This is a genomic window from Dinoroseobacter sp. S375, assembly GCF_049800775.1.
Taxonomy (GTDB): domain Bacteria; phylum Pseudomonadota; class Alphaproteobacteria; order Rhodobacterales; family Rhodobacteraceae; genus Dinoroseobacter.
Window position 1 is genome coordinate 80474 of the sequence record NZ_JBNAFR010000007.1, and the last position, 24521, is coordinate 104994.

Annotated in this window: 24 protein-coding genes; 16 read left to right on the forward strand and 8 right to left on the reverse strand. The window is 65.1% G+C overall.

What is annotated here, in order from left to right; translation table 11 throughout:
* Positions 1-29 precede the first annotated feature (29 nt).
* Positions 30-188, reverse strand: coding sequence for an RSP_7527 family protein (locus ACP150_RS15480; protein WP_424967567.1), 159 nt, complete (start codon positions 186-188; stop codon positions 30-32).
* A 258-nt stretch (positions 189-446) separates the two neighbouring features.
* Between ACP150_RS15480 and edd the strand changes: the two genes are divergently transcribed.
* Positions 447-2252, forward strand: coding sequence for a phosphogluconate dehydratase (gene edd / locus ACP150_RS15485; protein ID WP_424967568.1), 1806 nt, complete (start codon positions 447-449; stop codon positions 2250-2252).
* Positions 2253-2262: 10 nt separating this feature from the next.
* Positions 2263-2904, forward strand: coding sequence for a bifunctional 4-hydroxy-2-oxoglutarate aldolase/2-dehydro-3-deoxy-phosphogluconate aldolase (gene eda, locus ACP150_RS15490; protein WP_424967569.1), 642 nt, complete (start codon positions 2263-2265; stop codon positions 2902-2904).
* A gap of 218 nt (positions 2905-3122) precedes the next feature.
* Here the strand turns inward: eda and ACP150_RS15495 are convergent, their stop codons facing one another.
* Positions 3123-3671 carry a TIGR00730 family Rossman fold protein gene (locus tag ACP150_RS15495; protein WP_424967570.1) on the reverse strand — a complete coding sequence of 183 codons (549 nt, stop codon included), beginning with the start codon at positions 3669-3671 and terminating at the stop codon, positions 3123-3125.
* A gap of 192 nt (positions 3672-3863) precedes the next feature.
* On the opposite strand from ACP150_RS15495, the gene ACP150_RS15500 reads away from it, so the two are divergent.
* On the forward strand, positions 3864-5339 hold the full coding sequence (locus ACP150_RS15500) for a LysM peptidoglycan-binding domain-containing protein (RefSeq protein ID WP_424967571.1): 1476 nt from the start codon (positions 3864-3866) through the stop codon (positions 5337-5339).
* Positions 5340-5381: 42 nt separating this feature from the next.
* Entirely contained in the window at positions 5382-7214 is a 1833-nt protein-coding gene (locus ACP150_RS15505) for an ABCB family ABC transporter ATP-binding protein/permease (RefSeq protein ID WP_424967572.1), read from the forward strand.
* Between the two features lie 260 nt (positions 7215-7474).
* Here the strand turns inward: ACP150_RS15505 and ACP150_RS15510 are convergent, their stop codons facing one another.
* On the reverse strand, positions 7475-8377 hold the full coding sequence (locus ACP150_RS15510; RefSeq protein ID WP_424967573.1) for a LysR family transcriptional regulator: 903 nt from the start codon (positions 8375-8377) through the stop codon (positions 7475-7477).
* Positions 8378-8531: 154 nt separating this feature from the next.
* Here ACP150_RS15510 and ACP150_RS15515 point away from each other — a divergent pair, with 154 nt between their 5' ends.
* From ACP150_RS15515 to ACP150_RS15560, 10 genes are all read left to right on the forward strand, one after another.
* Positions 8532-11939 carry an indolepyruvate ferredoxin oxidoreductase family protein gene (locus ACP150_RS15515; protein ID WP_424967574.1) on the forward strand — a complete coding sequence of 1136 codons (3408 nt, stop codon included), beginning with the start codon at positions 8532-8534 and terminating at the stop codon, positions 11937-11939.
* Between the two features lie 58 nt (positions 11940-11997).
* Positions 11998-12876, forward strand: a complete 879-nt coding sequence (locus ACP150_RS15520) for a lysophospholipid acyltransferase family protein (protein ID WP_424967575.1) — start codon at positions 11998-12000, stop codon at positions 12874-12876.
* Complete coding sequence (gene murI, locus ACP150_RS15525) at positions 12876-13706, forward strand: glutamate racemase (RefSeq protein ID WP_424967576.1); 831 nt, start codon at positions 12876-12878, stop codon at positions 13704-13706. The genes ACP150_RS15520 and murI overlap by 1 nt, the downstream gene beginning before the upstream one ends.
* A gap of 26 nt (positions 13707-13732) precedes the next feature.
* Positions 13733-14758, forward strand: a complete 1026-nt coding sequence (gene argC, locus ACP150_RS15530; RefSeq protein WP_424967577.1) for an N-acetyl-gamma-glutamyl-phosphate reductase — start codon at positions 13733-13735, stop codon at positions 14756-14758.
* 26 nt (positions 14759-14784) lie between these two features.
* On the forward strand, positions 14785-15264 hold the full coding sequence (gene ccmE, locus ACP150_RS15535) for a cytochrome c maturation protein CcmE (RefSeq protein ID WP_424967578.1): 480 nt from the start codon (positions 14785-14787) through the stop codon (positions 15262-15264).
* Between the two features lie 109 nt (positions 15265-15373).
* On the forward strand, positions 15374-15985 hold the full coding sequence (locus ACP150_RS15540; protein WP_424967579.1) for a holin-associated N-acetylmuramidase: 612 nt from the start codon (positions 15374-15376) through the stop codon (positions 15983-15985).
* Positions 15976-16491: a holin family protein gene (locus tag ACP150_RS15545; protein ID WP_424967580.1), complete on the forward strand. Its 516-nt coding sequence runs from the start codon at positions 15976-15978 to the stop codon at positions 16489-16491. The genes ACP150_RS15540 and ACP150_RS15545 overlap by 10 nt, the downstream gene beginning before the upstream one ends.
* Complete coding sequence (locus ACP150_RS15550) at positions 16488-16694, forward strand: hemolysin XhlA family protein (protein WP_424967581.1); 207 nt, start codon at positions 16488-16490, stop codon at positions 16692-16694. The genes ACP150_RS15545 and ACP150_RS15550 overlap by 4 nt, the downstream gene beginning before the upstream one ends.
* Positions 16687-17094: a hypothetical protein gene (locus ACP150_RS15555; RefSeq protein ID WP_424967582.1), complete on the forward strand. Its 408-nt coding sequence runs from the start codon at positions 16687-16689 to the stop codon at positions 17092-17094. The genes ACP150_RS15550 and ACP150_RS15555 overlap by 8 nt, the downstream gene beginning before the upstream one ends.
* A gap of 100 nt (positions 17095-17194) precedes the next feature.
* Complete coding sequence (locus tag ACP150_RS15560; RefSeq protein ID WP_424967583.1) at positions 17195-17971, forward strand: enoyl-CoA hydratase-related protein; 777 nt, start codon at positions 17195-17197, stop codon at positions 17969-17971.
* Between the two features lie 55 nt (positions 17972-18026).
* Here ACP150_RS15560 and mmsB read toward each other — a convergent pair whose 3' ends face one another.
* The 4 genes from mmsB to ACP150_RS15580 all read right to left on the reverse strand — a co-directional run bounded on the left by mmsB (position 18027) and on the right by ACP150_RS15580 (position 21377).
* The gene (gene mmsB / locus ACP150_RS15565) at positions 18027-18899 is read right to left on the reverse strand and encodes a 3-hydroxyisobutyrate dehydrogenase (RefSeq protein WP_424967584.1); all 873 of its coding nucleotides are present in this window, start codon (positions 18897-18899) and stop codon (positions 18027-18029) included.
* Entirely contained in the window at positions 18896-19939 is a 1044-nt protein-coding gene (locus tag ACP150_RS15570) for an enoyl-CoA hydratase/isomerase family protein (RefSeq protein WP_424967585.1), read from the reverse strand. Before ACP150_RS15570 ends, mmsB begins: the two co-directional genes overlap by 4 nt.
* Positions 19936-21081 (reverse strand): acyl-CoA dehydrogenase family protein, encoded by a 1146-nt coding sequence (locus ACP150_RS15575; RefSeq protein ID WP_424967586.1) that lies wholly within the window; start codon positions 21079-21081, stop codon positions 19936-19938. The genes ACP150_RS15570 and ACP150_RS15575 overlap by 4 nt, the downstream gene beginning before the upstream one ends.
* Before the next feature lie 98 nt (positions 21082-21179).
* Positions 21180-21377: a hypothetical protein gene (locus ACP150_RS15580; RefSeq protein WP_424967587.1), complete on the reverse strand. Its 198-nt coding sequence runs from the start codon at positions 21375-21377 to the stop codon at positions 21180-21182.
* Between the two features lie 214 nt (positions 21378-21591).
* On the opposite strand from ACP150_RS15580, the gene ACP150_RS15585 reads away from it, so the two are divergent.
* The gene (locus tag ACP150_RS15585; RefSeq protein WP_424967588.1) at positions 21592-22194 is read left to right on the forward strand and encodes a VPLPA-CTERM sorting domain-containing protein; all 603 of its coding nucleotides are present in this window, start codon (positions 21592-21594) and stop codon (positions 22192-22194) included.
* A 39-nt stretch (positions 22195-22233) separates the two neighbouring features.
* Here the strand turns inward: ACP150_RS15585 and ACP150_RS15590 are convergent, their stop codons facing one another.
* Entirely contained in the window at positions 22234-23361 is a 1128-nt protein-coding gene (locus tag ACP150_RS15590) for a carboxylate-amine ligase (protein WP_424967730.1), read from the reverse strand.
* Between the two features lie 430 nt (positions 23362-23791).
* Here ACP150_RS15590 and ACP150_RS15595 point away from each other — a divergent pair, with 430 nt between their 5' ends.
* Positions 23792-24397: a VPLPA-CTERM sorting domain-containing protein gene (locus ACP150_RS15595; RefSeq protein ID WP_424967589.1), complete on the forward strand. Its 606-nt coding sequence runs from the start codon at positions 23792-23794 to the stop codon at positions 24395-24397.
* Positions 24398-24521 lie beyond the last annotated feature (124 nt).

Consider the following 24521-nt stretch of genomic DNA (forward strand, 5'->3'; position numbering starts at 1 on the left):
TGTCGCGCGGTCAGCCGCGCGACGCCCGATCAGCTGGCGCTGGGGGATTTGCCGAAATGCAGGTGGTCGCCGAGCCAGGTCCAGGCGCTGCGGAAGGCAGCTGCAGTGGCTTGGGCACGCAGGTCATGGGCTTGACGCTCGACTGCGGTCAGGTCGACGGGTTCGCGATGGGCAACAACGGTTTTCATATCATCTACTCCGGCTTGGTTGTCCTTGATTTACGCTGCAGTGCCGCATTCGAGTAGGGGTGGTCTTTGCATGCCCGCTATGGCGTTTGTGCAATGGCACGTCCCGGCCCGTTCCGGGGTGCTGTGCACAAGCCCGCGCAGACCGTTGCCCCCTGCGCGGGGGGCGCTATCGTTCTTTCAGTCTCATGGCCATTGCGAAGTTAGCGCTAACGGTCTAAGACGCGCCCCATAGTCGCGTGATGCGGAGGGAAGACATCCATGGCACTCCATAACACTGTTCACGAGGTCACCGCCCGTATCGAGGCGCGCAGTGCAGAGGCGCGCGCGACCTATCTCGAACGGATGCGGCGCGCCGCCGAAGACGGGCCGCGCCGCGCGCATCTGAGCTGTGGCAACCAGGCCCATGCCTATGCGGCCATGGGCGGAGACAAGGACGCCCTCGTCGCCGAGCGCAGCGCCAATATCGGGATTGTCACCGCCTATAACGACATGCTCAGCGCGCATCAGCCGTTCCAGACCTATCCGGACCGGATCAAGGAGGCCGCCCGCCGCGTCGGCGCCACGGCGCAGGTTGCTGGCGGTGTACCGGCCATGTGCGACGGGGTCACCCAGGGTCAGGCCGGGATGGAGCTCAGCCTGTTCTCGCGCGACGTGATCGCGCTCGCCACGGGCGTGGCGCTCAGCCACAACACCTTTGACGCGGCGGCCTATCTCGGGGTGTGTGACAAGATCGTGCCCGGGCTCGTGATCGCGGCGGCGACCTTCGGCTACCTGCCGGGCGTCTTCATTCCGGCCGGGCCTATGGTCAGCGGCCTGCCGAATGACGAGAAGGCCAAGGTGCGCCAGCAATTTGCCACGGGCGAGATCGGGCGCGACAAGCTGATGGAGGCCGAGATGGCCTCCTATCACGGACCGGGCACCTGCACCTTTTACGGGACCGCGAATTCGAACCAGATGCTGATGGAGTTCATGGGGCTCCACCTGCCGGGCGCGTCCTTCGTCAATCCGGGCACGCCCCTGCGCGAGGCCCTGACCGACGCCGCGACCGAGCGGCTGGCTGCGGTGACGATGCTGGGCAATGATTACCGCCCGGTCTGCGATGTGCTGGATGCCAAGGCGTTTGTGAACGGTCTTGTGGGGCTGATGGCCACCGGGGGCTCGACCAACCTCGTGATCCACCTGCCTGCCATGGCGCGGGCAGCGGGCGTGTTGCTCGACCTGCAGGATTTCGCGGATCTGTCCGAGGTCACGCCGCTCATGGCGCGGGTCTATCCGAACGGTTTGGCGGATGTGAACCATTTCCACGCGGCGGGCGGTCTGTCCTACATGATCGGCGAGCTGCTGGATGAAGGCCTGCTGCATCCCGACACCAAGACCATCGCCGGGGATGGGCTGGCCGATTACGCGCGCGAGCCCAAGCTGATCGATGGGCAGCTGCGCTATGAAGACGGGCCGGGCGAGAGCCTGAATGCCAAGATCCTGCGCCCGGCGAGCGATGGTTTCGCGGCGAGCGGTGGTCTCAAGGAGCTGAAGGGCAATCTGGGACGCGGGGTGATGAAAGTCTCTGCCGTGGCCCCCGAGCGCCATCTGATCGAGGCCCGCGCCCGGGTTTTTGAAAGCCAGGACGCGGTGAAGGCGGCGTTCAAAGCGGGTGAATTCACCGAGGATACGGTCGTCATCGTGCGGTTCCAGGGGCCCAAGGCCAATGGCATGCCCGAGCTGCACGCCCTGACCCCGGTGCTGGCCGTGTTGCAGGACCGTGGGCTGAAGGTCGCGCTGGTCACCGATGGCCGGATGTCCGGTGCATCGGGCAAGGTTCCGGCGGCGATCCATGTCGCCCCCGAGGCGCTGGATGGCGGGCTGATGGCCAAGGTGCAGACCGGCGACTTGGTGCGCGTGGATGCGGTGAACGGTGTGCTGGAGGTGCTGGAAGACGGCATCGAGGACCGCGCCCCGGCCACGCCGGATCTCAGTGCGAATTCCCACGGCATCGGACGCGAGCTGTTCGAAGTGTTCCGCGGCAGCGTCGGCCCGGCGAGCAGCGGTGCTGGCGTGGTGGTTTAAGGAGAGCGACATGACCCCGAGCGAAGCAAGCGCCCAGGCGCGCGATATCTGTGGTCTGGCGCCGGTCATCCCGGTGCTGGTCATCCATGATCTGGCCCATGCACGGCCCCTGGCCGAGGCGTTGGTCGCGGGCGGTTTGCCCGCGCTGGAGGTCACGCTGCGCACCCCTGTGGCGCTCGAGGCGATTGCCGAGATGGCAGCGGTCGAAGGCGGGGTCGTCGGGGCAGGGACCCTGCTGACCCCTGCGGATGTGGCGGCGGCCAAGGCGGCTGGCGCGCTCTTCGGGGTTTCGCCGGGGGCGACGCCGACACTGCTGGACGCGGCCGAGGCTGCGGATCTGCCGATGCTGCCCGGCGCGGCGACCTCGACCGAGGTGATGGCCCTGCTGGAGCGTGGCTATACCGTGCAGAAGTTCTTTCCCGCCGAGGCCAATGGCGGCGCGCCTGCGCTGAAATCCATCGGCGCGCCCCTGCCGCAGGTGTCGTTCTGCCCCACGGGGGGCGTGTCTCTGGCCAATGCACCGACCTATCTGAGCCTGTCCAATACGCTCTGCGTCGGCGGCTCCTGGGTCGCGCCGGCGGCCCTGATGGAGGCCGGCGACTGGGCCGGCATCACGAAACTGGCGGCAGAAGCGGCAGAATTGCCACGCTGATCGGGCATCCGACTGCGACAAAATCGCTAAAATCCGTCCGATCCCCGCGCGCGTTACAAAAAAGTCGTTTTTCACTCACGGAACGTTAACGGGGCTCTGGCATCACAGCCGGGCAGATCAGTGGCTACGGTGCGTTTCGTTGCCCGAGGCTATTTCATGTGTGTTCCCGCCTCGCTTATCAGTGGGCTGCTGGTCTGCAATCTGCCCGATAGGCCGTCCTAGCCCGCCAGATCTGCCGCCAGCCGTGTTTGCAGATTGCCCAGATCCGTGCAGACCGTGATCATCTCGCGCAGGCTCGGATTGGCAAAGCCCTGGGCGATCACGTGATCCACCAGATCGATCAGCGGATCCCAGTATCCCTGAATGTTCAGCAGATACAGAGGTTTGTCATGCAGGCCGAGTTGTCGCCAAGTCAGCACTTCGAAAAACTCGTCGAGCGATCCGGCCCCGCCCGGCAGCACGACAATGGCGTTCGAGTTGGTGAACATCACCTTCTTGCGCTCATGCATGGTCTCGGTGACGACGAACCGGCTGAGGTCGGTTTTACCCACCTCCATCTCCAGAAGATGGGTCGGAATAACCCCGAACGTGTCGCCCCCGGCCTCCTGACAGGCGCGGGCGACATGGCCCATGAGCCCCACATCTCCGGCACCGTAGACCAGCTGATGGCCCGCCTTGGCCAGCCAGCCGCCAAGTGCCGTTGCGGCGGCTTCATAGGCAGGGTCGCGGCCCGGGCGGGCCCCGCAAAAGACACATATCGAGGCCATATTTTTCATCTCCGGGGCTGACTGCACTGTCACACGCCTGTGTGATTGACCCTTTCCCCTTTGTAAACATGTGCATAAGGTACTGTATCTCGCAAAACGCATATGCCTTGCCCGTCATCACCGGGGATGCGCATGCAAAACCGGAGAGCGGAGATGGGCAGAAGCCATTCACGGACAGCGCGAGGCGGCGGGATGAGCCAGATCCTGTCCGGAGGTCTGACGGCGGCCGTTCTGGTGCTGGCGGGCCTGCTGGCCTGGGGCGTGCTGAGCCCGGATCCGGAAGACACGTCCGAGACGGCTGCAGTGGATCCGGCGCCTGAAAGCGCGCCCAAGCCCGCCCCCGAGGTAAACCCTGTGGCAAGCCCCGAGACGAGTTCCGAGACACGCCCAGCGACGAGGTCCGAGGCCGCCTCTGACGCGGCGCCCGTGCTGCCCGCCGCTCCGCCCGCAAAGGTTGAAGAGGCGCCGCAACCGGCCCCCACTCAGAGCGCGGTCGCCCCCGCGGATCCAGTTGCCGAGCCAGCAGAGCCTGAGTTGGCAACCGCCGCGCCGGACCCGCAACCCGCCCCATCTGATACCGCCGAGGCCGCCGACGATGCACCGGCCTTTGACGTGATCCGCGTGGACCCGGCCGGTGGCGCCGTGGTGGCCGGCAGTGCTGCGCCCGGAGAGACGGTCCGTGTCCTTGTGGATGGCGAGATGGTGGCCGAAACAACGGCGGACCGTCGCGGCAATTTCGTGGCTCTGTTCGATCTCGCCCCGTCGCAAGCGGCGCGGTCCATGACGCTCGAGGCCGAATGGACGTCGGGCGCTGTGATGGCCTCGAAGGAAACCGCGCTGGTGTCGCCCTTTGCCGGGCCCATCGCCCAAGCGCCTGCGGCCCCGCAGGCGATCCTGCGCGCCGATGCCACGCAGCCCCCGTCGATCGAGACCGAGTGTCCCCCGACGGCGGGACAGAGCGCGTCCGCGCTGTCCGATACGGACAGCGCCACGACCCCCGAAACCGCGCCGGAGCAAACCTTGGTCGCCGAAGCGCCGCAGGTGGTGATCGTCTCCGAGGCCGGAGTTGCGCGCCCCGCCGCTCCACGCGCGCAGCCCGCGCGCCCGGGTGTGCCGCAATCGCGCAACGTGGTGATCGATACGATCTCCTATGATGCGGGGGGCGAGGTCATCCTGCTGGGTCGGGCCGTGCCAGGACGCGAGGTGCGGATCTATCTCAACAATGCACTGGCCCACCGGGCCTCCGTTGCCGAGGCCGGGATCTGGCAGGCGCGGGTGACGGGGATCAAGAGCGGGCTCTACACCTTGCGCGCCGATGAGGTGGACGCCAATGGCGCCGTGCTGTCCCGGTTCGAAACGCCGTTCGAGCGGGCGATCCCCGAAGATGCGGTGCGCGCCGCCGCCGCCACCCAATCCGCCGAGCAACCCGCAGACGACAGCACCGCCGTCCCAACGGATGCCGCACCCACTGAGCCCGAGGGCCCCGAGACCGCGCGCTCCGTCGCGGGGATCGTGACCGTGCAGCCGGGCTTCACCCTGTGGCAGATCGCGCGGGAGAATTACGGCGAGGGCACCCAGTTCGTCCGGGTGTTCGACGCCAATCGCGATCGGATCCGCAATCCGGACCTGATCTATCCCGGTCAGGTCTTTACGGTCCCCGAGCCCTAAGCCCTCTGGCCTTCCGCCGGCGCACTGTCTAGGTTGCCGCCCATGCGCGGTGCCCGACTTTCTGACGAACCCAGTGACAGTGAAACACGACGTTCCGGCTGGATGGTGATCCGCCGCGTGGCACCTTATCTCTGGCCCGACAGCATGCCTTGGGTGAAACGCCGGGTGGTGCTGGCCATGGCAGCGCTGGTCATGGCCAAGCTGATCGCCGTGGGCACGCCCTTTTTCTACAAACTCGCCGTGGATGCGCTTGCGGGTGATGCGCCTTCGGGGCCGATGCTACTGGCGGTGGGGGCGGTCGGGCTGACCGTGGCCTATGGCATGGCCCGGCTGATGACCGTGGGCTTCCAGCAGCTGCGCGATGTCATCTTTGCCAAGGTCGGACAACGTGCGCTGCGCACGCTGGCGCTCGAGACCTTCACCCATATTCACCGGCTGTCCATGCGCTATCACATCACGCGCAAGACCGGCGGACTCAGCCGGATCATCGAGCGCGGGGTGAAAGGGGTCGAGTTCCTCTTGCGGTTCATGCTGTTCTCGATCGGGCCGCTGATCCTCGAGCTTTCGCTCATCTCGATCATCCTGTTCGTCTATTTCGATGCGAGCTATCTGCTGGTCGTGGCGGCCACCATCGCGCTCTATGTGGCGTTCACCTTCAAGGTCACGGAATGGCGCGTGCGGATCCGGCGCGAGATGAACCGGCAGGACACCGACGCGAACCAGAAGGCCATCGATAGTCTGCTCAATTTCGAGACCGTCAAGTATTTCGGGGCCGAGCGGCGCGAGGCGGAGCGGTATGACGGCGCCATGGAGGGCTATGAAGCGGCGGCCCTGCGCACGAGCTATACGCTGGGCTTTCTGAATTTCGGCCAGTCCGTCCTGATCACCTCGGGACTGGTGGGGGTGATGGTTCTGGCCGCGCTCGGGGTGCAGCGCGGCGATCTGACCGTGGGCGATTTCGTCATGGTCAACGCCTATATGCTGCAGATCACCCAGCCGCTGAATTTCCTCGGAACAGTGTATCGCGAGATCCGGCAGGCGCTGATCGATATGGGCGACATGTTCGACCTGCTGGAGCAGCCCGCCGAGGTCCAGGACAAGCCGGATGCCCCCGAGATCCGCGTGACGGGCGGCGAGGTGGTGCTGGAGGACGTTGTCTTTGGTTATGACGCCGCGCGGCCCATCCTCAAGGGGGTCAGCCTGCGCGTGGGGGCTGGGCAGACCATCGCCATTGTCGGGCCCTCGGGATCGGGCAAGTCGACCATCGGGCGGCTGCTCTTCCGGTTCTACGATGTCTCAGAGGGCGCGCTGCGGATCGACGGACAGGATGTGCGCGACATCACGCAGGAGAGCTTGCACGCGCAGATCGGTGTCGTGCCCCAGGACACGGTGCTCTTCAATGACACGATCTACTACAACATCGCCTATGGCCGCCCCGACGCGAGCCGTTCCGCGATCGAGGCGGCGGCGCGGGCCGCGAAGATCCATGACTTCATCCAGACATTGCCCGAGGGCTACGAGACCAAGGTGGGCGAGCGCGGACTGAAACTGTCCGGTGGTGAGAAGCAGCGGGTCGGCATCGCGCGGACGCTTCTCAAGGACCCGCCGATCCTGCTGCTGGATGAGGCGACCTCCGCGCTCGATAGCGAGACGGAGCGGGATATTCAGGACAGCCTTGCCGCCATGGGCGAGGGGCGCAGTGTGATCATGATCGCGCACCGGCTTTCCACGGTGGTCGAGGCGGATCTGATCATCGTGCTGGAAAACGGCGTGGTGGTGGAGCAAGGCACCCATGAGGCCCTTGTGGGCAATGGCGGGCGCTACGCTGCCATGTGGACGCGGCAGCTGTCAGAGCCGGATGCGGATGCAGCGTAAGCGTGGGTTGAGGTCGCGTAGCCGAGCGGCAAGGCGGGCGCGGGTCTGCAAATGCCGGAACGGGGGCTTGCATCTCCGGGCGGTATGGGTTTGAGAAATCGGCAAAAAAAAGGGCCGAGCATAAGCTCGGCCTAAGTCCAACAGGGAGGTATAGAACAACATGCCGTTGTCCTATGCACATCAGATAGGACGCGCCTCATTTTCGATCAAGAATGAAAAATGCCGCAGGTGCGCAATTCCGCTATGACGGAATTGCATAGCTACTCGTCGACATCCCGTTTTGCGCGCCGATAGGCGATGACTTCCTCGGCCACGAAGTCGCGAAACGCCTCGATTCGCTTGGAGTGGCGAAGCTCCTCGGGATAGGCGAGAAAGACCGGGACATCGCTGCTTTCAAAGTCGGGGATGACCTGTTCGAGCTGCGGAAAATCGGTGACGAGGTAATCTGGCAGCACCCCGATCCCGAGGTCGTTGATCACCGCCTGCAGCACCCCGAAATAGTTGTTCACCATCAGCGAGTGGGTGACATCGTTGTTGAAGATCTCGCGCACGAGCAGCCCGCCCGCGCTGACCTGGGCGCTGTCGCTGTTCTGGCAGATGATCCGATGGTCCGAGATGTCGCTGATCTTTGACGGGCGGCCATTGCGCGCCAGATAGCTCGGCGACGCATAGAGCCGCATGCGGATCGTCATCAGCTTCTTGCGGATCAGATCCGCCTGGCTCGGCTCTTTCATGCGGATGGCCACATCGGCCTCGCGCATGGGCAGGTCGAGCACGCGCTCTTCGAGCATCAGATCCACGTTGAGGTCCGGGTAGCGCTCATAGAGCCGCGAAAGGCGCGGAGCGAGCCAGAGAGAGCCGAACCCGATCGTGGTGGTCACACGGAGCTGGCCAAAAACCTCTTCCTCGCTGTCCCGGATCCGGGCCGAGGCGGCCTCGAGCCGTTTGGACATGGCTGCCGTGGCATCGAACAAAAGCTCGCCCTGTTCGGTCAGGATCAGACCACGCGCATGGCGGTGAAAGAGGATCGTGTTGAGGCTTTCCTCAAGGGCGCGGATCTGGCGGCTGACGGCCGATTGGCTCAGATGCAGGGAATCGCCCGCATGTGTCAGGCTGCCCGCATCCGCGACCGCGTGGAAGATCCGCAGTTTGTCCCAATCCATGGTCCGATAATGTCCCTGTGAGTTGCATTTTGCGCTAACAGTTACCCGCAAGGGGGCTCTGCGCGCAATGAAGTCTTTGGCGCGAAATTGATTTTGTAGGTCAGGAATTTTGACCTACATTAATGTCAGCTTTGACCGTCTGGGAGGGTTCGCGATGAGTTTGCTTGAGGTTCACCTGTCCGATCGTCTGGATCTGGAGGCGTCGCCCGTGCTGCTGAATGGCACGCAGGCACTGGTCCGGCTGACCCTGATGCAGGCCGCGCGGGACCGCGCCGCGGGGCTCGACACCGCGGGTTACGTGACCGGCTATCGCGGCTCACCGCTGGGCGCGGTGGATCAGCAGATGGGCCAGAATATCGATACGCTGCGTGCGGCCGGGATCGAATTTGAGCCCGGTCTCAACGAAGATCTGGCCGCCACGGCGGTCTGGGGCACCCAACAGGCCGAGCTGCGCGGCGAGGGGCGGCATGATGGCGTCTTTGGCATGTGGTATGGCAAGGGGCCCGGCGTGGACCGCACGGGCGATGTCATGAAGCACGCCAATCTCGCGGGCACGTCGCCCAATGGCGGTGTGATTTTCGTGATGGGGGATGACCACACGGGCGAAAGCTCCACCACCTGCCACCAGTCGGAATTCGCGTTGCTCGATGCCTATATGCCGGTTCTGTCACCTGCGGGCGTGCAGGAGATCCTGGATTACGGCCTCTTCGGCTGGGCGCTTAGCCGCTATGCCGGGGTCTGGGTCGGGCTGAAGGCCATGAAGGACACGGTGGAGGCAACGGCGGTGGTGGATGGCCGCGCGGATCGGATGCGATTCGTGACGCCGGATTTCGCCATGCCCGAGGGTGGTCTGAACATTCGGCTGGTGGATGGCTGGACTCAGCAGGAAGAACGGCTGATCTCGCAAAAGCGCTATGCCGCTGAGGCGTTTGGCCATGCCAACCGGATCGACAAGCGGGTGCTCGGCAAGCCGGGGGCCAAGATCGGGTTCGTGGCGGCGGGCAAGAACTGGCTCGATCTGAGCCATGCCATGGATCTTCTTGGCATCGATGCGGCGCGGGCCGAGGCGCTCGGCGTGACCACCTACAAGGTCGGCATGACATGGCCGCTCGATCGCAAGGGGTTCCTCGGCTGGGCCGAGGGGCTGGACCTGATCGTGGTGGTCGAGGAAAAGCGCAAGCTGCTGGAGGTGCAGGTCAAGGAGACGATCTTCAACGACCGGCGCGGGCGGCGGGTCTATGGCGGCGAGAAGGCCCCGGGCGAGGTTCTCTTCCCGGCCTATGGCGCACTCGACCCGGTGACGATTGCCGAGACCCTCGGGCAGGTCCTGATCGAGGAGGGGCGCGGCTCGGAAGCGCTGGAGGGCGCGCTCGCCCGCCTGACCGAGGCCAAGCGCGCGGACAATGCAGCGGATCTGGCCCAGCGGACGCCCTATTTCTGCTCGGGCTGCCCGCACAATACGTCGACCAAGGTGCCCGAGGGGGCCCATGCCTTTGCCGGGATCGGCTGCCACTACATGGCGCTCTGGATGGATCGAGATACGGCCGGGTTCACCCATATGGGCGGCGAGGGGGCTAACTGGATCGGGGAGGGCAAATTCTCGACCCGCGATCACGTGTTCCAGAATATCGGCGACGGGACCTATAACCATTCGGGCATTCAGGCGATCCGTGCGGCCCATGCGGCCCATGCCAACATCACTTACAAGATCCTGTTCAACGACGCGGTGGCGATGACCGGCGGGCAGACCAATGATGGCGGGCTCGATGCCGCGCGCATCGCATGGGAGCTCAAGGGGATTGGCCTGCGCCATATCCACATCGTCTATGATGAGAAGGAAGAGATCGATTTCTCGGCCTTTCCCGGCGATCTGCCCCGCAGCGGCCGGGACGACCTGATGGCGGTGCAGGAGGATCTGGCCAAGACCAAGGGCGTTTCCGCGATCCTCTATATCCAGACCTGCGCCGCCGAAAAGCGTCGGCGTCGCAAGCGCGGGCTCTTTCCCGATCCGGACAAGCGGGTCTTCATCAACACGGATGTCTGCGAGGGCTGCGGTGATTGCGGGGTGCAGTCCAACTGCGTGGCCATCGTCCCGGAAGAGACCGAGCTGGGCCGCAAACGGGCGGTGGATCAATCCGCCTGCAACAAGGATTTCAGCTGCCTCAAGGGGTTCTGCCCCTCTTTTGTCACGGTCGAGGGCGCCACCCTGCGCAAGGCGGCGACTGCCGAGGTCGAGACCGGCGTGCTGCCCGAACCGGTGCTGCCCGCGATCTCGGGGACCCACAACCTGCTGATCACCGGGGTTGGTGGCATGGGCGTGGTGACCATCGGGGCCACGCTCGCCATGGCCGCGCGGCTCGAGGGGAAGGGCGTCGGCATGATGGAGATGGCCGGTCTCGCCCAGAAGGGCGGCGCGGTACAGATCCACTGCCGGATCGCGGACCGCCCCGAAGACATCACGGCAGTTCGCGTCTCGGTGGGCGAAGCGGACGGGGTGATTGGCGGCGATCTGGTGGTCACGGCCAGCGGCAAGGTACAGGGCATGATGACCCAGGACCGGACCCGCGCAGTGGTCAACAGCCACGAGATTGTGACCGGCAATTTCACCCGGGATCGGGAGTTCCGCATCCCCGGCGCGGACCTGCAGGTCTCGTTGCAGGCGCGGCTGGGGGCGGAGGGCGTGGACTTCTTCGACAGCTCCGCATTGGCGCGCAAGCTTCTGGGGGACTCAATCTTTTCGAACATGCTCATGACGGGCGCCGCTTGGCAGCGCGGGTTGATCCCGCTCAGCCGGGACGCGATCCTGCGGGCGATCGAGCTCAACGGTGCGGCGGTGGAGCGGAACAAAACCGCCTTTGACTATGGCCGCTGGGCTGTGCTGAACCCCGACGCGGCGGCGCGCTTGCTGAGCGCAGAGGTGGTGGCGCGGCCCAAGACCCTCGCCGAAAAGATCGCCTTTCGCGAAGAGCATCTGCGCCATTATCAGTCCGCGCGTCTGGCCCGGAAGTACCGCCGCGCGGTCGATGCGGTTGCCGATCCCGCGCTGCAGGAGGTTGTCGCGCTCAACTACCACAAGGTCTTGAGCTACAAGGATGAATACGAGGTCGCGCGGCTTCTGCGCGAGACTGCCGCCAAGGCGGCGGACAGCTTCGACGGGGATCTCAAGCTGACCTATCATCTGGCACCGCCGCTCCTGTCGCGGACGGGCAAGGATGGGCGCCCGGTCAAGCGCGCCTTTGGGGCATGGATCGAAAAACTCTATGGGCCGCTCGCGGCGATGAAGATCCTGCGGGGCACACCGCTGGATCCATTCGGCTATACCGAAGAGCGGCGGCGGGAGCGGGCCTTGATCAAGCTTTACGAGGCGGATCTGGCCAAGGTGCAGGCGGGGCTGAGCCCGGCGCGGGCCGATGCGGCGGCGGCCCTGTTGGGCTGGCCGGATATGGTGCGCGGTTTCGGGCCGGTGAAGGCGCAGGCCGAGACCGCCATGCGCGCCCGTCGCGAAGAGCTCTGGCTGGCTTTTGAGGCGGCGGAAACCGGGATGGCCCAAGCTGCGGAATAAGCTTGGAGCTGTCCGCCCAGTTGCGGTACAGGAAACGTCAGATCCAGTGGAGCCTGCCATGTCCACATCGCGCGAAGTGGCCCGTGAAATCAGTTATGCGTCCTCGGCCCAGTCGAAAGTGGGGCGGGCCCTGATCCGTGTGACGGAGAATGCCACGGGGCGGCTGCGTCTGATCGAACAGGCGGCGGGCTATGAGCACGAAGTCGCGGCGGGACGCAATTTCTGGGATGTGATGGCCGAGCGCTACAAGCTGTCGCTTGAGGTGATCGGCGGCAGTCTGAGCAATATCCCGTCCGAGGGGCCGCTCGTACTGATCGCGAACCATCCCTACGGTATTCTCGACGGGCTGATCCTGGGCCAGATCCTGAGCCACCGGCGGGACGCCTATCGGATCCTCGCCCATCAGGTATTTCGCAAGGCGCGCGACCTCGAAAAGATCATCCTGCCCATCAGCTTCGATGAGACGAAGGAGGCCATCGCGCTCAACATCGCCACGCGGAAAGAGGCGCTCTCTTTCCTCGATGGCGGCGGGGCCATCGGGATCTTTCCCGGCGGCACGGTGAGCACCTCGGCCACGCCCTTTGGCTACCCGATGGATCCGGGCTGGCGCAGCTTCACCGCGCGGATGATCGCGAAGTCCGAGGCGACCGTGGTCCCGATCTTTTTCGAGGGGCACAACTCGCGGCTGTTCCAGCTGGCGAGCCATCTGCATGCAAATCTGCGTACGGCCCTTCTGATCAAGGAGTTCAAGGCCCGGGTCGGCGGCCCGGTACGGATCGTGGTGGGTGAGCCGTTGGGGCGCGACGCACTGGCGCCGTATCTGTCAAATCCCAAGGGAATGATGGACTTTCTGCGCGAGGAGACCTATCGCTTGTCGCCACAGCCGTTGCTGGAGCACGGCTATGGGCATGAATTCGAAGACAAGCACAGGATCTGATGGCAGTCGGTGTATTCGATAGCGGCCTTGGAGGGCTGACGGTGCTGGACGCCGTGTCCCGGCGTCTGCCGGAGGTGCCGTTCGTCTATTTCGGCGACAACAAGCACGCGCCTTATGGCGTGCGCGACGCGGACAATGTCTATGACCTGACGACCCATGCGGTAGAAAAGCTCTGGGATGAGGGCTGCGATCTGGTCATTCTGGCCTGCAACACCGCCTCGGCGGCCGCCCTGCGCCGCATGCAGGAGAGCTGGATCCCCGAGGACAAGCGGGTGCTGGGCGTGTTCGTCCCGCTGATCGAGGCCCTGACCGAGCGGCAATGGGGCGACAACTCCCCCCCGCGCGAGGTGGCCGTGAAGCATGTGGCGCTTTTTGCGACGCCAGCGACCGTGTCGAGCCGGGCGTTCCAGCGGGAGCTGGCCTTTCGCGCCATCGGTGTGGATGTGGAGGCGCAGCCCTGTGGCGGGTTGGTCGATGCCATCGAAGACGGGGACATGATCCTCGCCGAGGCGCTGGTGCGGTCCCATGTGGAGGCTCTCAAGCGGCGCATGCCCCATCCGGAGGCGGCGATCCTTGGGTGCACCCATTACCCGCTCATGCAGGAGATCTTTCAGGACGCTCTGGGCGCAGATGTGAAAGTCTATAGCCAGGCGAACCTTGTGGCCGAGAGCCTTGCGGACTACCTGCAGCGGCGTCCCGAGATGCTGGGCGCGGGGCAGGCGTCGGGCTTCCTGACCACCGGGGACATCCAATCGGTGTCCAACAAGGCCACGCAATTCCTCCGACGCAAGATCGAGTTTCGCGCGGCTGAGCCCGCAGCCTCCATCTAAGTCCTATCGCCAGTCAGAGACCACCCATGTTCAATATCGCTATCCTCGGGGCGTCCGGTTACACCGGCGCCGAGCTCGTTCGTCTGATCGCCACCCACCCGCAAATGCGCATCACGGCCCTGTCCGCGGACCGCAAGGCGGGGCAGGCCATGGGGACGGTGTTTCCCCATCTGCGCCATCTGGATCTGCCGGATCTGGTCAAGATCGACGCCATCGATTTCGCGGCTGTGGACCTCGTCTTCTGTGCGCTGCCCCATGCCACCAGCCAGGCGGTGATCGCGACATTGCCGACCACCGTGAAGATCGTGGATCTGTCGGCGGATTTCCGGCTGCGCGACCCGGAGGCCTATGCCAAATGGTATGGCGGGGCCCATGACGCGCTCGATCTGCAGAAGGAGGCGGTTTACGGCCTGACGGAATTCTACCGGTCCCAGATCCGCGATGCGCGGCTCGTGGCGGGGACGGGTTGCAATGCGGCGACCGGCCAATACGCCCTGCGACCCCTTATCGCGGCTGGCGTGATCGACCTCGACGAGATCATCATCGACCTGAAAACCGGGGTCTCCGGGGCGGGGCGCTCCCTCAAGGAGAACCTGCTGCATGCGGAGCTCTCCGAAGGCTCCCACGCCTATGCGGTGGGGGGGACGCACCGGCATCTGGGCGAGTTCGATCAGGAGTTCTCCGAGATTGCAGGGCGCCCGGTCCATGTGCAGTTCACGCCGCATTTGTTGCCTGCAAACAGGGGGATACTGGCCACTGTTTATGTAAAGGGAGAGGCGTCCGAGGTCTATGACGCGCTGGCTGACGCCTATGAGGACGAACCCTTTGTCGTGGTTCTGCCGGAGGGGGAGCATCCGTCCACACGCCATGTGCGCGGTTCGAATTTCGTCCATATCGGGGTGGTCGCGGACCGGCTGCCGGGGCGGGTCGTGGTGATCGCGGCGCTCGACAACCTGACCAAGGGCAGCTCGGGGCAGGCGTTGCAGAACGCCAACCTGATGTTAGATATTGAAGAGACGACGGGCCTCATGCTGGCGCCCGTCTTTCCTTGACGCGCCCCTGATCAGCGGAGGCCACCATGCGTGGATTGAAGAAGAAGCGCCGGATCCAGATTCTCGCCATCGCGGCGGTGGCCCTTGCCGTGTCGACGGCGCTGATCGGCTATGCCATGCGCGACGGGATCAACTTCTTTCGGTCGCCCAGTCAGGTGGCCGAAGCCCCGCCGCCCGAGAGCGAGGTGTTCCGCATCGGCGGTCTGGTCGAAGTGGGCACGCTGGTACGCGGCACCTCCGAGACGATCACCTTCAATGTGACCGATGGCGGCGCCTCGGTGCCGGTGAGCTATACGGGCGTTCTGCCGGATCTCTTTGGTGAGAACGAGGGCACCGTGGCCACGGGCTCGCTGCGGGACGGGGTATTCGTCGCGACCGAGGTTCTGGCGCGCCATGACGAGACCTACATGCCCAAAGAGGTGATCGACGCGCTCAAAGAGCAGGGCGTCTATCAGGACCCCACCGCCAGCAGCGGCGAGGGCTACGGCACGACCAGCGGCTCCTGAGCCTCGCTTCGCGCGCCCGTGCAACGGCCAGCGCGCGGAGAGGTTTATAGAAATTAACCACTCTCGCTGACTCTTCCTGCAAGTTTTAACAAGTGCAGGAGGGCATGCTGTGCGCGATGTCCAACAACTCGCCCGCGAGATCGTCTCCCGCGAAGGGGGCTATGTGAACGACCCCGATGATCCGGGCGGGGCCACAAATTTCGGGGTCACGATCCACACCATGCGCCGTCTCGGGCTTGACCTGACCGGTGACGGGGCCGTGACCTCCGCCGATGTGCGCGCCCTGAGCGAGGCGCAGGCGATCGAGATCTTCATCACCCGCTATTTCAACGCGCCGCGGTTGGGGCTCTTGCCCGAGGCGCTGCATGCGACGGTGTTTGACATGTATGTCAACGCTGGCAGCAACGCGATCAAGATCCTCCAGCGGCTCTTGCGGGATATGGGGCTAGACGTGGCTGTGGACGGCGTGATGGGGCCCCAGACGGCCAAGGCCGCCCATGCGGCCCATGACGCGGCCCCGTCACATCTGGTCGACGCCTATGGGATTGCCCGGCGGAACTATTACTACCGGATTGGCGACGGGCGCGCGGCCTCGCGGAAATACGCGCGGCGCCGGGATGGCGGCAAGGGCGGCTGGATCACCCGCGCCGAAGAGTTCATCTCGCCGCGCTTTCACCTGACGGAGGCCGAGCATCGCGCTCGGGTCGCGGCATGGGCGTGATCGAGCGGCTGTTCAGCTTCGTCTTCGGCGATGGCAGCAAGGCCGTCAAAGAGACGATCGAGATCTTTCGCGAGAATGCCGAGGCCGGGGCAGAGCGCGAGCATGCCCTGACCACGGGCGCGCTGGCGCAGTTCGCCTCGGAATTCGCCCATAGCCGCGCGAGCCGGTTTGACCGTGTGATTGACGGGCTCAACCGGGTGCCGCGCCCGGCGCTGGCCTTCGGAACGCTGGGGCTCTTTGTGTCGGCCATGGCGGATCCCGCGTGGTTCGCTGCCCGGATGGAGGGGATGGCGCTTGTGCCCGAGCCGCTCTGGTGGCTGCTGGGGGCGATCGTGTCCTTCTATTTCGGCGCGCGGCATCAGTCGAAATCCCAGGATTTCCAGAAATCCATCACCAAGACCGTGGCGCTCGCCAAGGCAGCACGCCCGCCCGCGCCGGCGGCCCCTCAAGAGGCCGCAGAGCCCGAGGTCAACGCCGCCCTTGCCGAGTGGAGGGCCCAATCATGAACGAGGATTGGGCGCGCAGCATCGAGAACCGGCTCAACATCCTCGAGACGCGCAATGCGGTCGAGGAGGTCCACCGGATCAATGTCGAGAGCCGCCTCACGGCCATAGAGGACACGCTGAAATGGCTGGTGCGGCTGATCATCGGGGCGTTCCTGCTGGCCCTGTTGGCCTATGCCCTGAAGGGAGGGTTTCTCCATGGCTAGGAGCTTGATGGCCGTCTTCTTCGGCATGCTGTTTCTGTTCTTCAGCTATTTCGGTGGGCAGATCGAGGGCCGGCTCTTTCCGGTGATCGAACAGACCGTGCTCACCCATGTGGAGCATGACGCCCATAACCGCAGCCTGGTCTGGGGCCATGCCATGCGCTTGCGCGACTGCTCTTTCGTGCGTCTGGAATGGCGGATCGGGACACCGGCGCATTACGCGGTGGTTGACGTGGTCTTTCTGGATGCGTCGGAGCTGGGCGAAGGCGGGGGCTATGATTTCGGCCCCTGGAAGGTGCATGCGACGCCGGATCAGGTGCTGAACCGCAGTTTCGCCACCGTGGTCCATCGCTGTCACCCGCTCTGGACCACGGAGACCATCTTTTGGCCTATGGCCGAGTGACCGGAACCGGGGCGCGGCAAAAATGACCCAGCGTCCCGCTTCCCCGTGCCGCCCGGGCTGATACTCTGCGCCGCGACACAGAGCCTTCGAGGAGCGCGGCATGACCTATCAGACCATCGAGTTGACCCTGGAGGACGGGATCGGGGTGCTGACCCTGAACCGGCCCGACGTGATGAACGCGCTGAACTCGCAGATGCGCGCCGAGATCACCGATGCGGTCAAGCTGGCGGGCACCGAGGCGCGGGTACTGGTGCTGACCGGGGCGGGCAAGGCGTTCTGCTCGGGACAGGATCTGGGCGACCGGGCCACGGCGGCCAATCTCGATCTGGAACGGACCCTGCGCGATGAATACGTGCCGATGCTGCGCGCGATCTTTGATTGCCCGGTGCCGACGATTTCGGCGGTGAACGGGCCTGCGGCGGGGGCAGGGGCCAATCTCGCGCTTTCGGCGGATGTGGTGATCGCGACCGAGTCGGCGGTCTTCTTGCAGGCTTTCACGCGGATCGGCCTGATCCCGGATGCGGGCGGGACCTATTGGCTGCCGCGCCAGATGGGGTTTGCCAAGGCGATGGGCGCGGCGCTGTTTGCCGACAAGATCACGGCTCGGCAGGCGGATGACTGGGGCATGATCTGGGAGGCTGTGGCCGATGACGAATTCGACGCCCTCTGGCGCGGGCGGGCCGCCCATCTCGCCAAGGGGCCGACCGCGGCTTATGCGGCGGTGAAGGAAGCCCTGCGCGACAGTTTCAACAATGACCTCGAAGGCCAACTCGCGCTCGAGGCGCGGTTGCAGGGCAAGATGGGCCATACCCGTGATTTCCGCGAAGGGGTGCTCGCCTTCCTCGAAAAACGCCCGGCCTCCTTCGAAGGGCGCTGAGCGGCGCCCGCGCCCCCGGTTCCGGGGGCGCCTTCCGGCCCGGCTGGCGAGACGCTCAGTCGCGCCCCTTGCCCGCAAAGCGCGGCAGCATGGCGGAGAAATCCTTGTCGCCGGCACCCTCCTCCTCGACGAACTGCCCGTAAAGGGCCGTGGCCGCAGCCCCCATGGGCGTGTCGGCCTCCGCATCCTCGGCGGCTTGCTGGCTCAGGCGCAGATCCTTGAGCATGAGAGCGGCGGCAAAGCCGGGCGCGTAGTCGCGATCGGCGGGGCTTTCGGGGCCCACGCCGGGGGCGGGGCAATAGGCGTTCATCGACCAGCTGTACCCCGAAGAGGTCGAGACCACGTCGAACATCGCCTGTCGGTCGAGCCCCAGCTTGTCGGCCAGGGCAAAGGCCTCGCAGGTGGCGATCATGGTCACGCCGAGGATCATGTTGTTGCAGATCTTGGCTGCTTGGCCATTGCCCGCCGCCCCGCAATGCACGGCCTTCTGGCCCATGATGTCAAAGAGCGGGGAGGCCGTGGCAAAGGCAGCCTCATCGCCGCCCACCATGAAGGTCAGCGTCCCGGCGCTGGCCCCGCCTGTTCCGCCCGAGACCGGCGCGTCCAGCGCGCCGAGCCCGGCCTCGGCCGCCTGTGCCGCCACGGCCCGGGCCGAGGCCACATCCACGGTGGAGCAATCGAGCAGAACCGCCCCCTTGCTCATCGCAGGCAAGATCTCGGCGGCAACCGCGCGCAGGATCGCGCCATTGGGTAGCATGGTGATCACCACTTCCGCCCCGCTGGCCGCTTCGGCGGCACTGGCCGCCGCGCTGAGCGCCTCGGGGACCGTGCCCGCGACGTCGAAGCCTGTCACCGTATGCCCCGCCGCCGCGAGGTTCTGGGCCATGGGCGCACCCATATTGCCGAGGCCGATAAATCCGATCTTCATGGGGTCTCTCCGTCAAATGTGAGCTCGTTCGCGCCGAGCGGGGCGATCATCTCGGCCACGCGGGCCTCGGACACGGCGTCCAGACTGTCATGCTGCCAGCGCGGCTTGCGATCCTTGTCGATCACCTGGGCGCGGATCCCTTCGAGGAAATCCCCATGCTCGGCCGCGCGCCAGGTCCAGCGGTACTCGGCATGCAAGGCGGCCCGCAGGCTGCCCCCCTTGGCGGCCCGTATCAGCGCCAGCGCACAGGCCGCCGAGAGGGGCGCGGCCCGGCCCAGGCCAAGCAGGGCGTTCTCGGCAAACTTCGTGCCCTGCGTGCGCAAGGCTTCGGCCACGGCGGCGCCACTCTCCTGGTCGAAGGCGGCGTCAATCTCGGCCTGATAGGGGGCGATCCGTGGCTCTGGCGGGGACGTGCAGGCGGCGACAAGCGCAGCCACATCGCCGCTGGCCACAAGCGCGGCCTTGGCGGCCTCCCAATCGGCCTCGGGCATGTAATGGGACGCGAACCCGGTCAGGATCGCATCGCCGGGCCCCATCCGTGCGCCGGTCATGCCGTAATATGCGCCAAGATGCCCGGGCGCCCGGGCCAGCAGATAGGTCCCGCCCACATCCGGGATCAACCCGATCCCGCATTCCGGCATGGCGATCTGGCTGCTCTCGCCGACGATCCGATGACTGCCATGGCAGCCGACCCCGACGCCGCCGCCCATGGTGAACCCCTGCAGGAACGAGACCACCGGCTTGGGATATTCTGCGATCCGGGCATTCATCCGGTACTCGTCGTACCAGAAGGTGCGACCGTAGCTGTAATCACCCTTGGTGCCGGTCTCGTACATCTCGACGATGTCCCCCCCAGCGGAGAAGGCCTTGGGTCCATCCCCTTCGATCAGTACCAGGGCGACCTCCGGATCGTCCTGCCAGCCGAGCAGCGCGGCATCGATCGCGCGGCACATCTCGTAGGTCAGCGCGTTCAGGGCTTGAGGCCGTTGCAGCGTGATCCGCCCGGCGACCCCGTCCTTGCGGATGGTGATATCGCTCATGCCCGGGCCGAGAGCAGGGCGCGCGCCACGAGGACGCGCATGATTTCGTTGGTCCCTTCGAGGATCTGGTGAACCCGCAGGTCGCGCACCAGCTTCTCGATGCCGTAATCGGCCAGATAGCCGTAGCCGCCATGGAGCTGCAGGCATTGATCGACGATCTTGCTGCCGCATTCGGTCACGAACTTCTTGGCCATGGCGCAATGGGTCGAGGCGTCGGGCGCGCCGGTATCCAGCTTCCACGCGGCTTGGCGCAGGAAGACGCGGGCTGCCTGCAACTCGATCTCCATATCCGCGAGGCGGAATTGCAGACCCTGAAACTGATCGATCGAGCTGCCAAAGGCCTTGCGCTCGCCCATATAGGCGAGTGTCGCGTCCAGCGCGGCTTGCGCGGCGCCGAGCGAGCAGGCCGCGATGTTCAGCCGCCCGCCATCGAGCCCCATCATCGCATAGCGAAACCCGTGGCCCTCTTCGCCGAGCAGGTGGTCGGCGGGGACCGGGCAATCGTCCATCTGGACCTGCCGCGTCGGCTGAGAGCGCCAGCCCATCTTGTCCTCGAGCCCGCCAAAGGACAGCCCCTCGGTGCCATCCTCGATCACCAGTGCCGAGATCCCCTTGGGGCCGGCATCGCCCGTGCGCGCCATAACGATGTACGCGTCCGAATACCCACCGCCCGAGATGAAGGCCTTGGTCCCGGTCATCCGGTAGCCTTCATTCGTGCGCTCGGCCCGGGTTTTCAGCGCGGCCGCATCCGAGCCCGAGCCGGGCTCGGTCAGGCAGTAGGAAAAGAAGGTCTCCATGCTCAGGGCGCGGGGCAGGAATTTTTCTCTGACCGGGTCCGCGCCAAACTTGTCCAGCATGGCTGCGCACATGTTGTGGATCGACAGGAAGGCCGCGACCGAGGGGCAGGCCATGCTGAGCGCCTCGAAGACCAGCGTCGCATCCAACCGGGTCAGACCCGCGCCGCCGCTTTCCTCGGAGACATAGAGCCCGCCAAAACCGAGCTGGGCCAGTTCGGGCCAGAGCTCCTTGGGGATCGTGCCCTCCTTTTCCCAGGCCAGGGCGTTCGGGGCGATCCGGTCGCTGCCGAAATCGCGCGCCATGTCAAAGATCGCGGATTGCTCTTCGCTCAAGGCAAAATCCATCTCACCCCTCCCTGGTGAATTGAACACTTGTTCACTTAACGCCATCCGAGCCGATCATGCAACCGGGCTGGGCCGATAACCTCTGCGTCAGAGGGTCCTCAGAGATCGTTATGAAGCTCGTCCATCAGGTGGCGGACCACGCCGTCAATCGCTCCTGACGTTGACGCGCCATGGTCCAGAACCTCCGGTCGTCCCGCGCGCTGCCGATCGGCGTCGAAGCCACACTGGGCAACTTGGCGCAGCCGCTCCACCTCTGCCAACCCGCCGAAGGCCGCGGCGGCAAGACGTTTGGGCACGACTGCGAGAGGTGAAACGGTGCGGCAAGCTGGACGTGCATGGAACGGGGGCGCGCCATCTTTGTTCCCAGACCAGCCATATAGATACCAAGGTCGCGCCGCGCGTCCGTGGTTGCTTTGCCAATGTTTCATACATCTGCTACGCTTGCGCTCTGAAGTAACGCGCTTTTTCCAAATTGAGTTTGCACGCGTTATAGTGGCAGAGGAAATCGAGATGCGCAAAATCATCCCTGCGGGTGCCGCCCTTCTGGCGGGCCTGTTTACTTTCGGGCCATCCTGGGCCATCACCTGCACCGACTCCACGGTCACCGGCAGCAACGCCTGCATTGACAGTGGAGTTTTGGGGTCCGGCCCCGGCGGCAACCCACAGGACAGCTACGTCAATCCCTTCGGCGATAACAAAGAGTGGACTGTCTTCGATTGGCGCGTGGGCGATCCGCAGCTCGAGGGCAGTGAGACAGAGATCACCTTTGGCGATTGGATCATTTCGCCCAATGACGGTGCGTCCTTTGCCGGGGATACCAAGTCGGGGACGTGGTCGGTGAACGCATGGCCGACGAACTACGACGATGTGGCCTTTGCCTTCAAAGGCGGCAACGGCTTTGCGCTGTTCCGGATCGATACCTCGGGCGAGACGTCCGGCGACTGGATGCTCGACAAGGGACTGTCGAATTTCCGGGTGTTCACCACGGTGTCCGACCCCAATGCGCCGCCGATCCCCGATATTCCGTCGCAGGTGCCTCTACCGGCGGCCGCATGGTTGCTGCTGGGGGGGCTGGGCGTACTAGGGTCCGCCAAGCGTTGGGCCCGCATCTGACGCGAAGCGGCTGAAAACCAGCCTAGGGGGCGACCGGGCTCAGAGATCCCGGTGGAACTCTTCGATCAGGTGGCGGGTGACCGCATCCATCGCCTCGGCCTTGCTGGACCCCTGTGCCAGCGCATCGTCGCGCACCGCGCGCTGGCGATCCGCGCTGGAGCCGTCCCGGGCGATCTCACGCAGGCGCTCCACCTCGGCGCGCGCCCCAAGCGCATCGGCATCCTCGCCCACCAGCTCGATCATCTCCTCGACCAGTTCGCGGCTTTCGACCACGCTGCCCCGGCCGAAATCGATCAGGCTGCCCTTGGCCCCATAGCGTTGCGCGCGCCAGCGGTTCTCGGCAATCAGGAACCGGTCATAGGCGCGCCAGCGCATGTTGCGGGTCTTGAGCCCCCAGAGCATCCGCATCAGGGCCTGGGTCGCGGCGGCAATGCTGAGCGTGTCCTCCAGCCGGGGGCAGACATCGCAGATCCGGCTTTCGAGGGTCGGGAAACGGTGCGAGGGGCGCAGGTCCCACCAGATCTTGGTGCTGTCCTCGATCAGGCCGAGATTGACCAGCACATCCACCGCGCGCTGATACTCCGCCCAGGAGTTGAAGACCGGCGGCAGACCCGTGCGCGGCAGGTTGTCGAACACCGTCAGCCGGTAGGATGCGAGCCCGGTATCGCGCCCCTTCCAAAAGGGGGACGAGGCCGACAGCGCCAGCAGATGCGGCAGGAAATAAGAGAATTGCGGCAAGAGGTCGATCCGGGTGTCATCGCTCTCGATGCCCACATGGACATGCATGCCGCAAATCAGCAACCGCTCGGCCACGCCCCCCAGATCCTTCTGCAGGGCGTTGTAGCGCTCCTTATCCGTGTGGTGCTGCTCGGCCCAATCCGCGCTGGGATGGCAGGAGGCCGCAATCGGGGCGAGGTTGAACCGCGCGGCCTCGGCGGCCACGGTGCTGCGCAGGCGGCGCAGGTCGTCGCGCGCCTCGGCGATGGTGGCGCAAACCCCGGTGCCGATCTCGATCTGGCATTGCAGGAATTCCGGGCTCACCTGTCCTTCGAGCTTGGCACTGCAGGCCTCCATCAGGGCCTCGGGGGCTTCGGCGAGCCGCAGGCTGTCGCGGTCCACGAGCAGGTATTCCTCCTCGATGCCGAGGGAAAAGGCGGGGCTCGACATGGTGCCGGATGCGGGGCTGGACGTGGGCGTGGACATGGGGCGGGGCCTCCTTGCGGGCCGGGCGGCGAGGGCGGGCGGATGCGGTCCGGGTCAAAATCCGGCATCCGCAGATGTATCCGGCAGACTGTCCTGCCCGGGCGCCGACATCAAGAAATTAAGCGCCTCGGGCAGCACCCGCCAAGGAGAGGTGGTTGCGATCCGAATCGCTCGGAGGTGGTGCGACTCACCCGCACACCCTTATTTTCTTCGCCAAGTGCACAGAGTTTAAGCCGTTGTTAGCTATGCCTTAAGCAATGCCGGGATAGGCCCGCAGAAGCCCGGGTGACGTAGGGTCATTTTTTCACAAATGACACACAAGCCGTGGCACAATGAAAATACGGAGCAGAGTAAGGTTTGGGTTATGTTTAAAACGTCGATTTACACAGGGGCCATGTTGGCCTTCGCCACGCTGGCCGCGCCTGCCGCCGCGTCGACGGTGATCAATCTGACCGGTGGAGAGGTCCTTGGGATCGGCTCCAAGGTCGGGACATTTGATAATGGCACCGTGTCCGGCACGGTCGAGGCCTTCACCGCAGGGTTCTGTGGTGCGCTTTGCAGCCCGGTTCTAACCCAGGACGCGTCCGAGGGGATCGGCATTGCCCGCAACGCCTTCGATGATCCGGCCATCGACGCCTTTCAGGCCGAGGCAATTACCTTCGTCTTCGATGAAGAGGTGATTTTCGAGGCGATCGATTTCGGCTTCGTGGATGCGGATGACGATTGGTCGATCACCGTGGATGGCGACACGCTTGTCGACATGAACAACGAGGATCCCTTCATCTCTTTCGGCGGGGTCACGGGGACGACGCTGACCATCAGCGCGTTCTTCGAGTTCCCGGCGGATCTGGTGCTTGGCGAGTTCGATGACTTCAACATCCAGAGCCTCACCGTCTCGGTCATCGATGATCCGACGATCATTCCGCTGCCGGCCTCGGCGGGTCTGCTTCTGGCGGGTCTCGGCGGTCTGGGCCTCGCGCGACGCCGCCGCCAGCGCTAAGCCCGGCACATTGGCAAAGGATCGAAGCAGCCTCCGGGCTGCTTTTTTCATGCCCGGGACCCGGGCGCGGCACGAAAAAGGGCAGCTCCGCAGAGCTGCCCCGTTCCGTGAGTGTGAGAGTGTT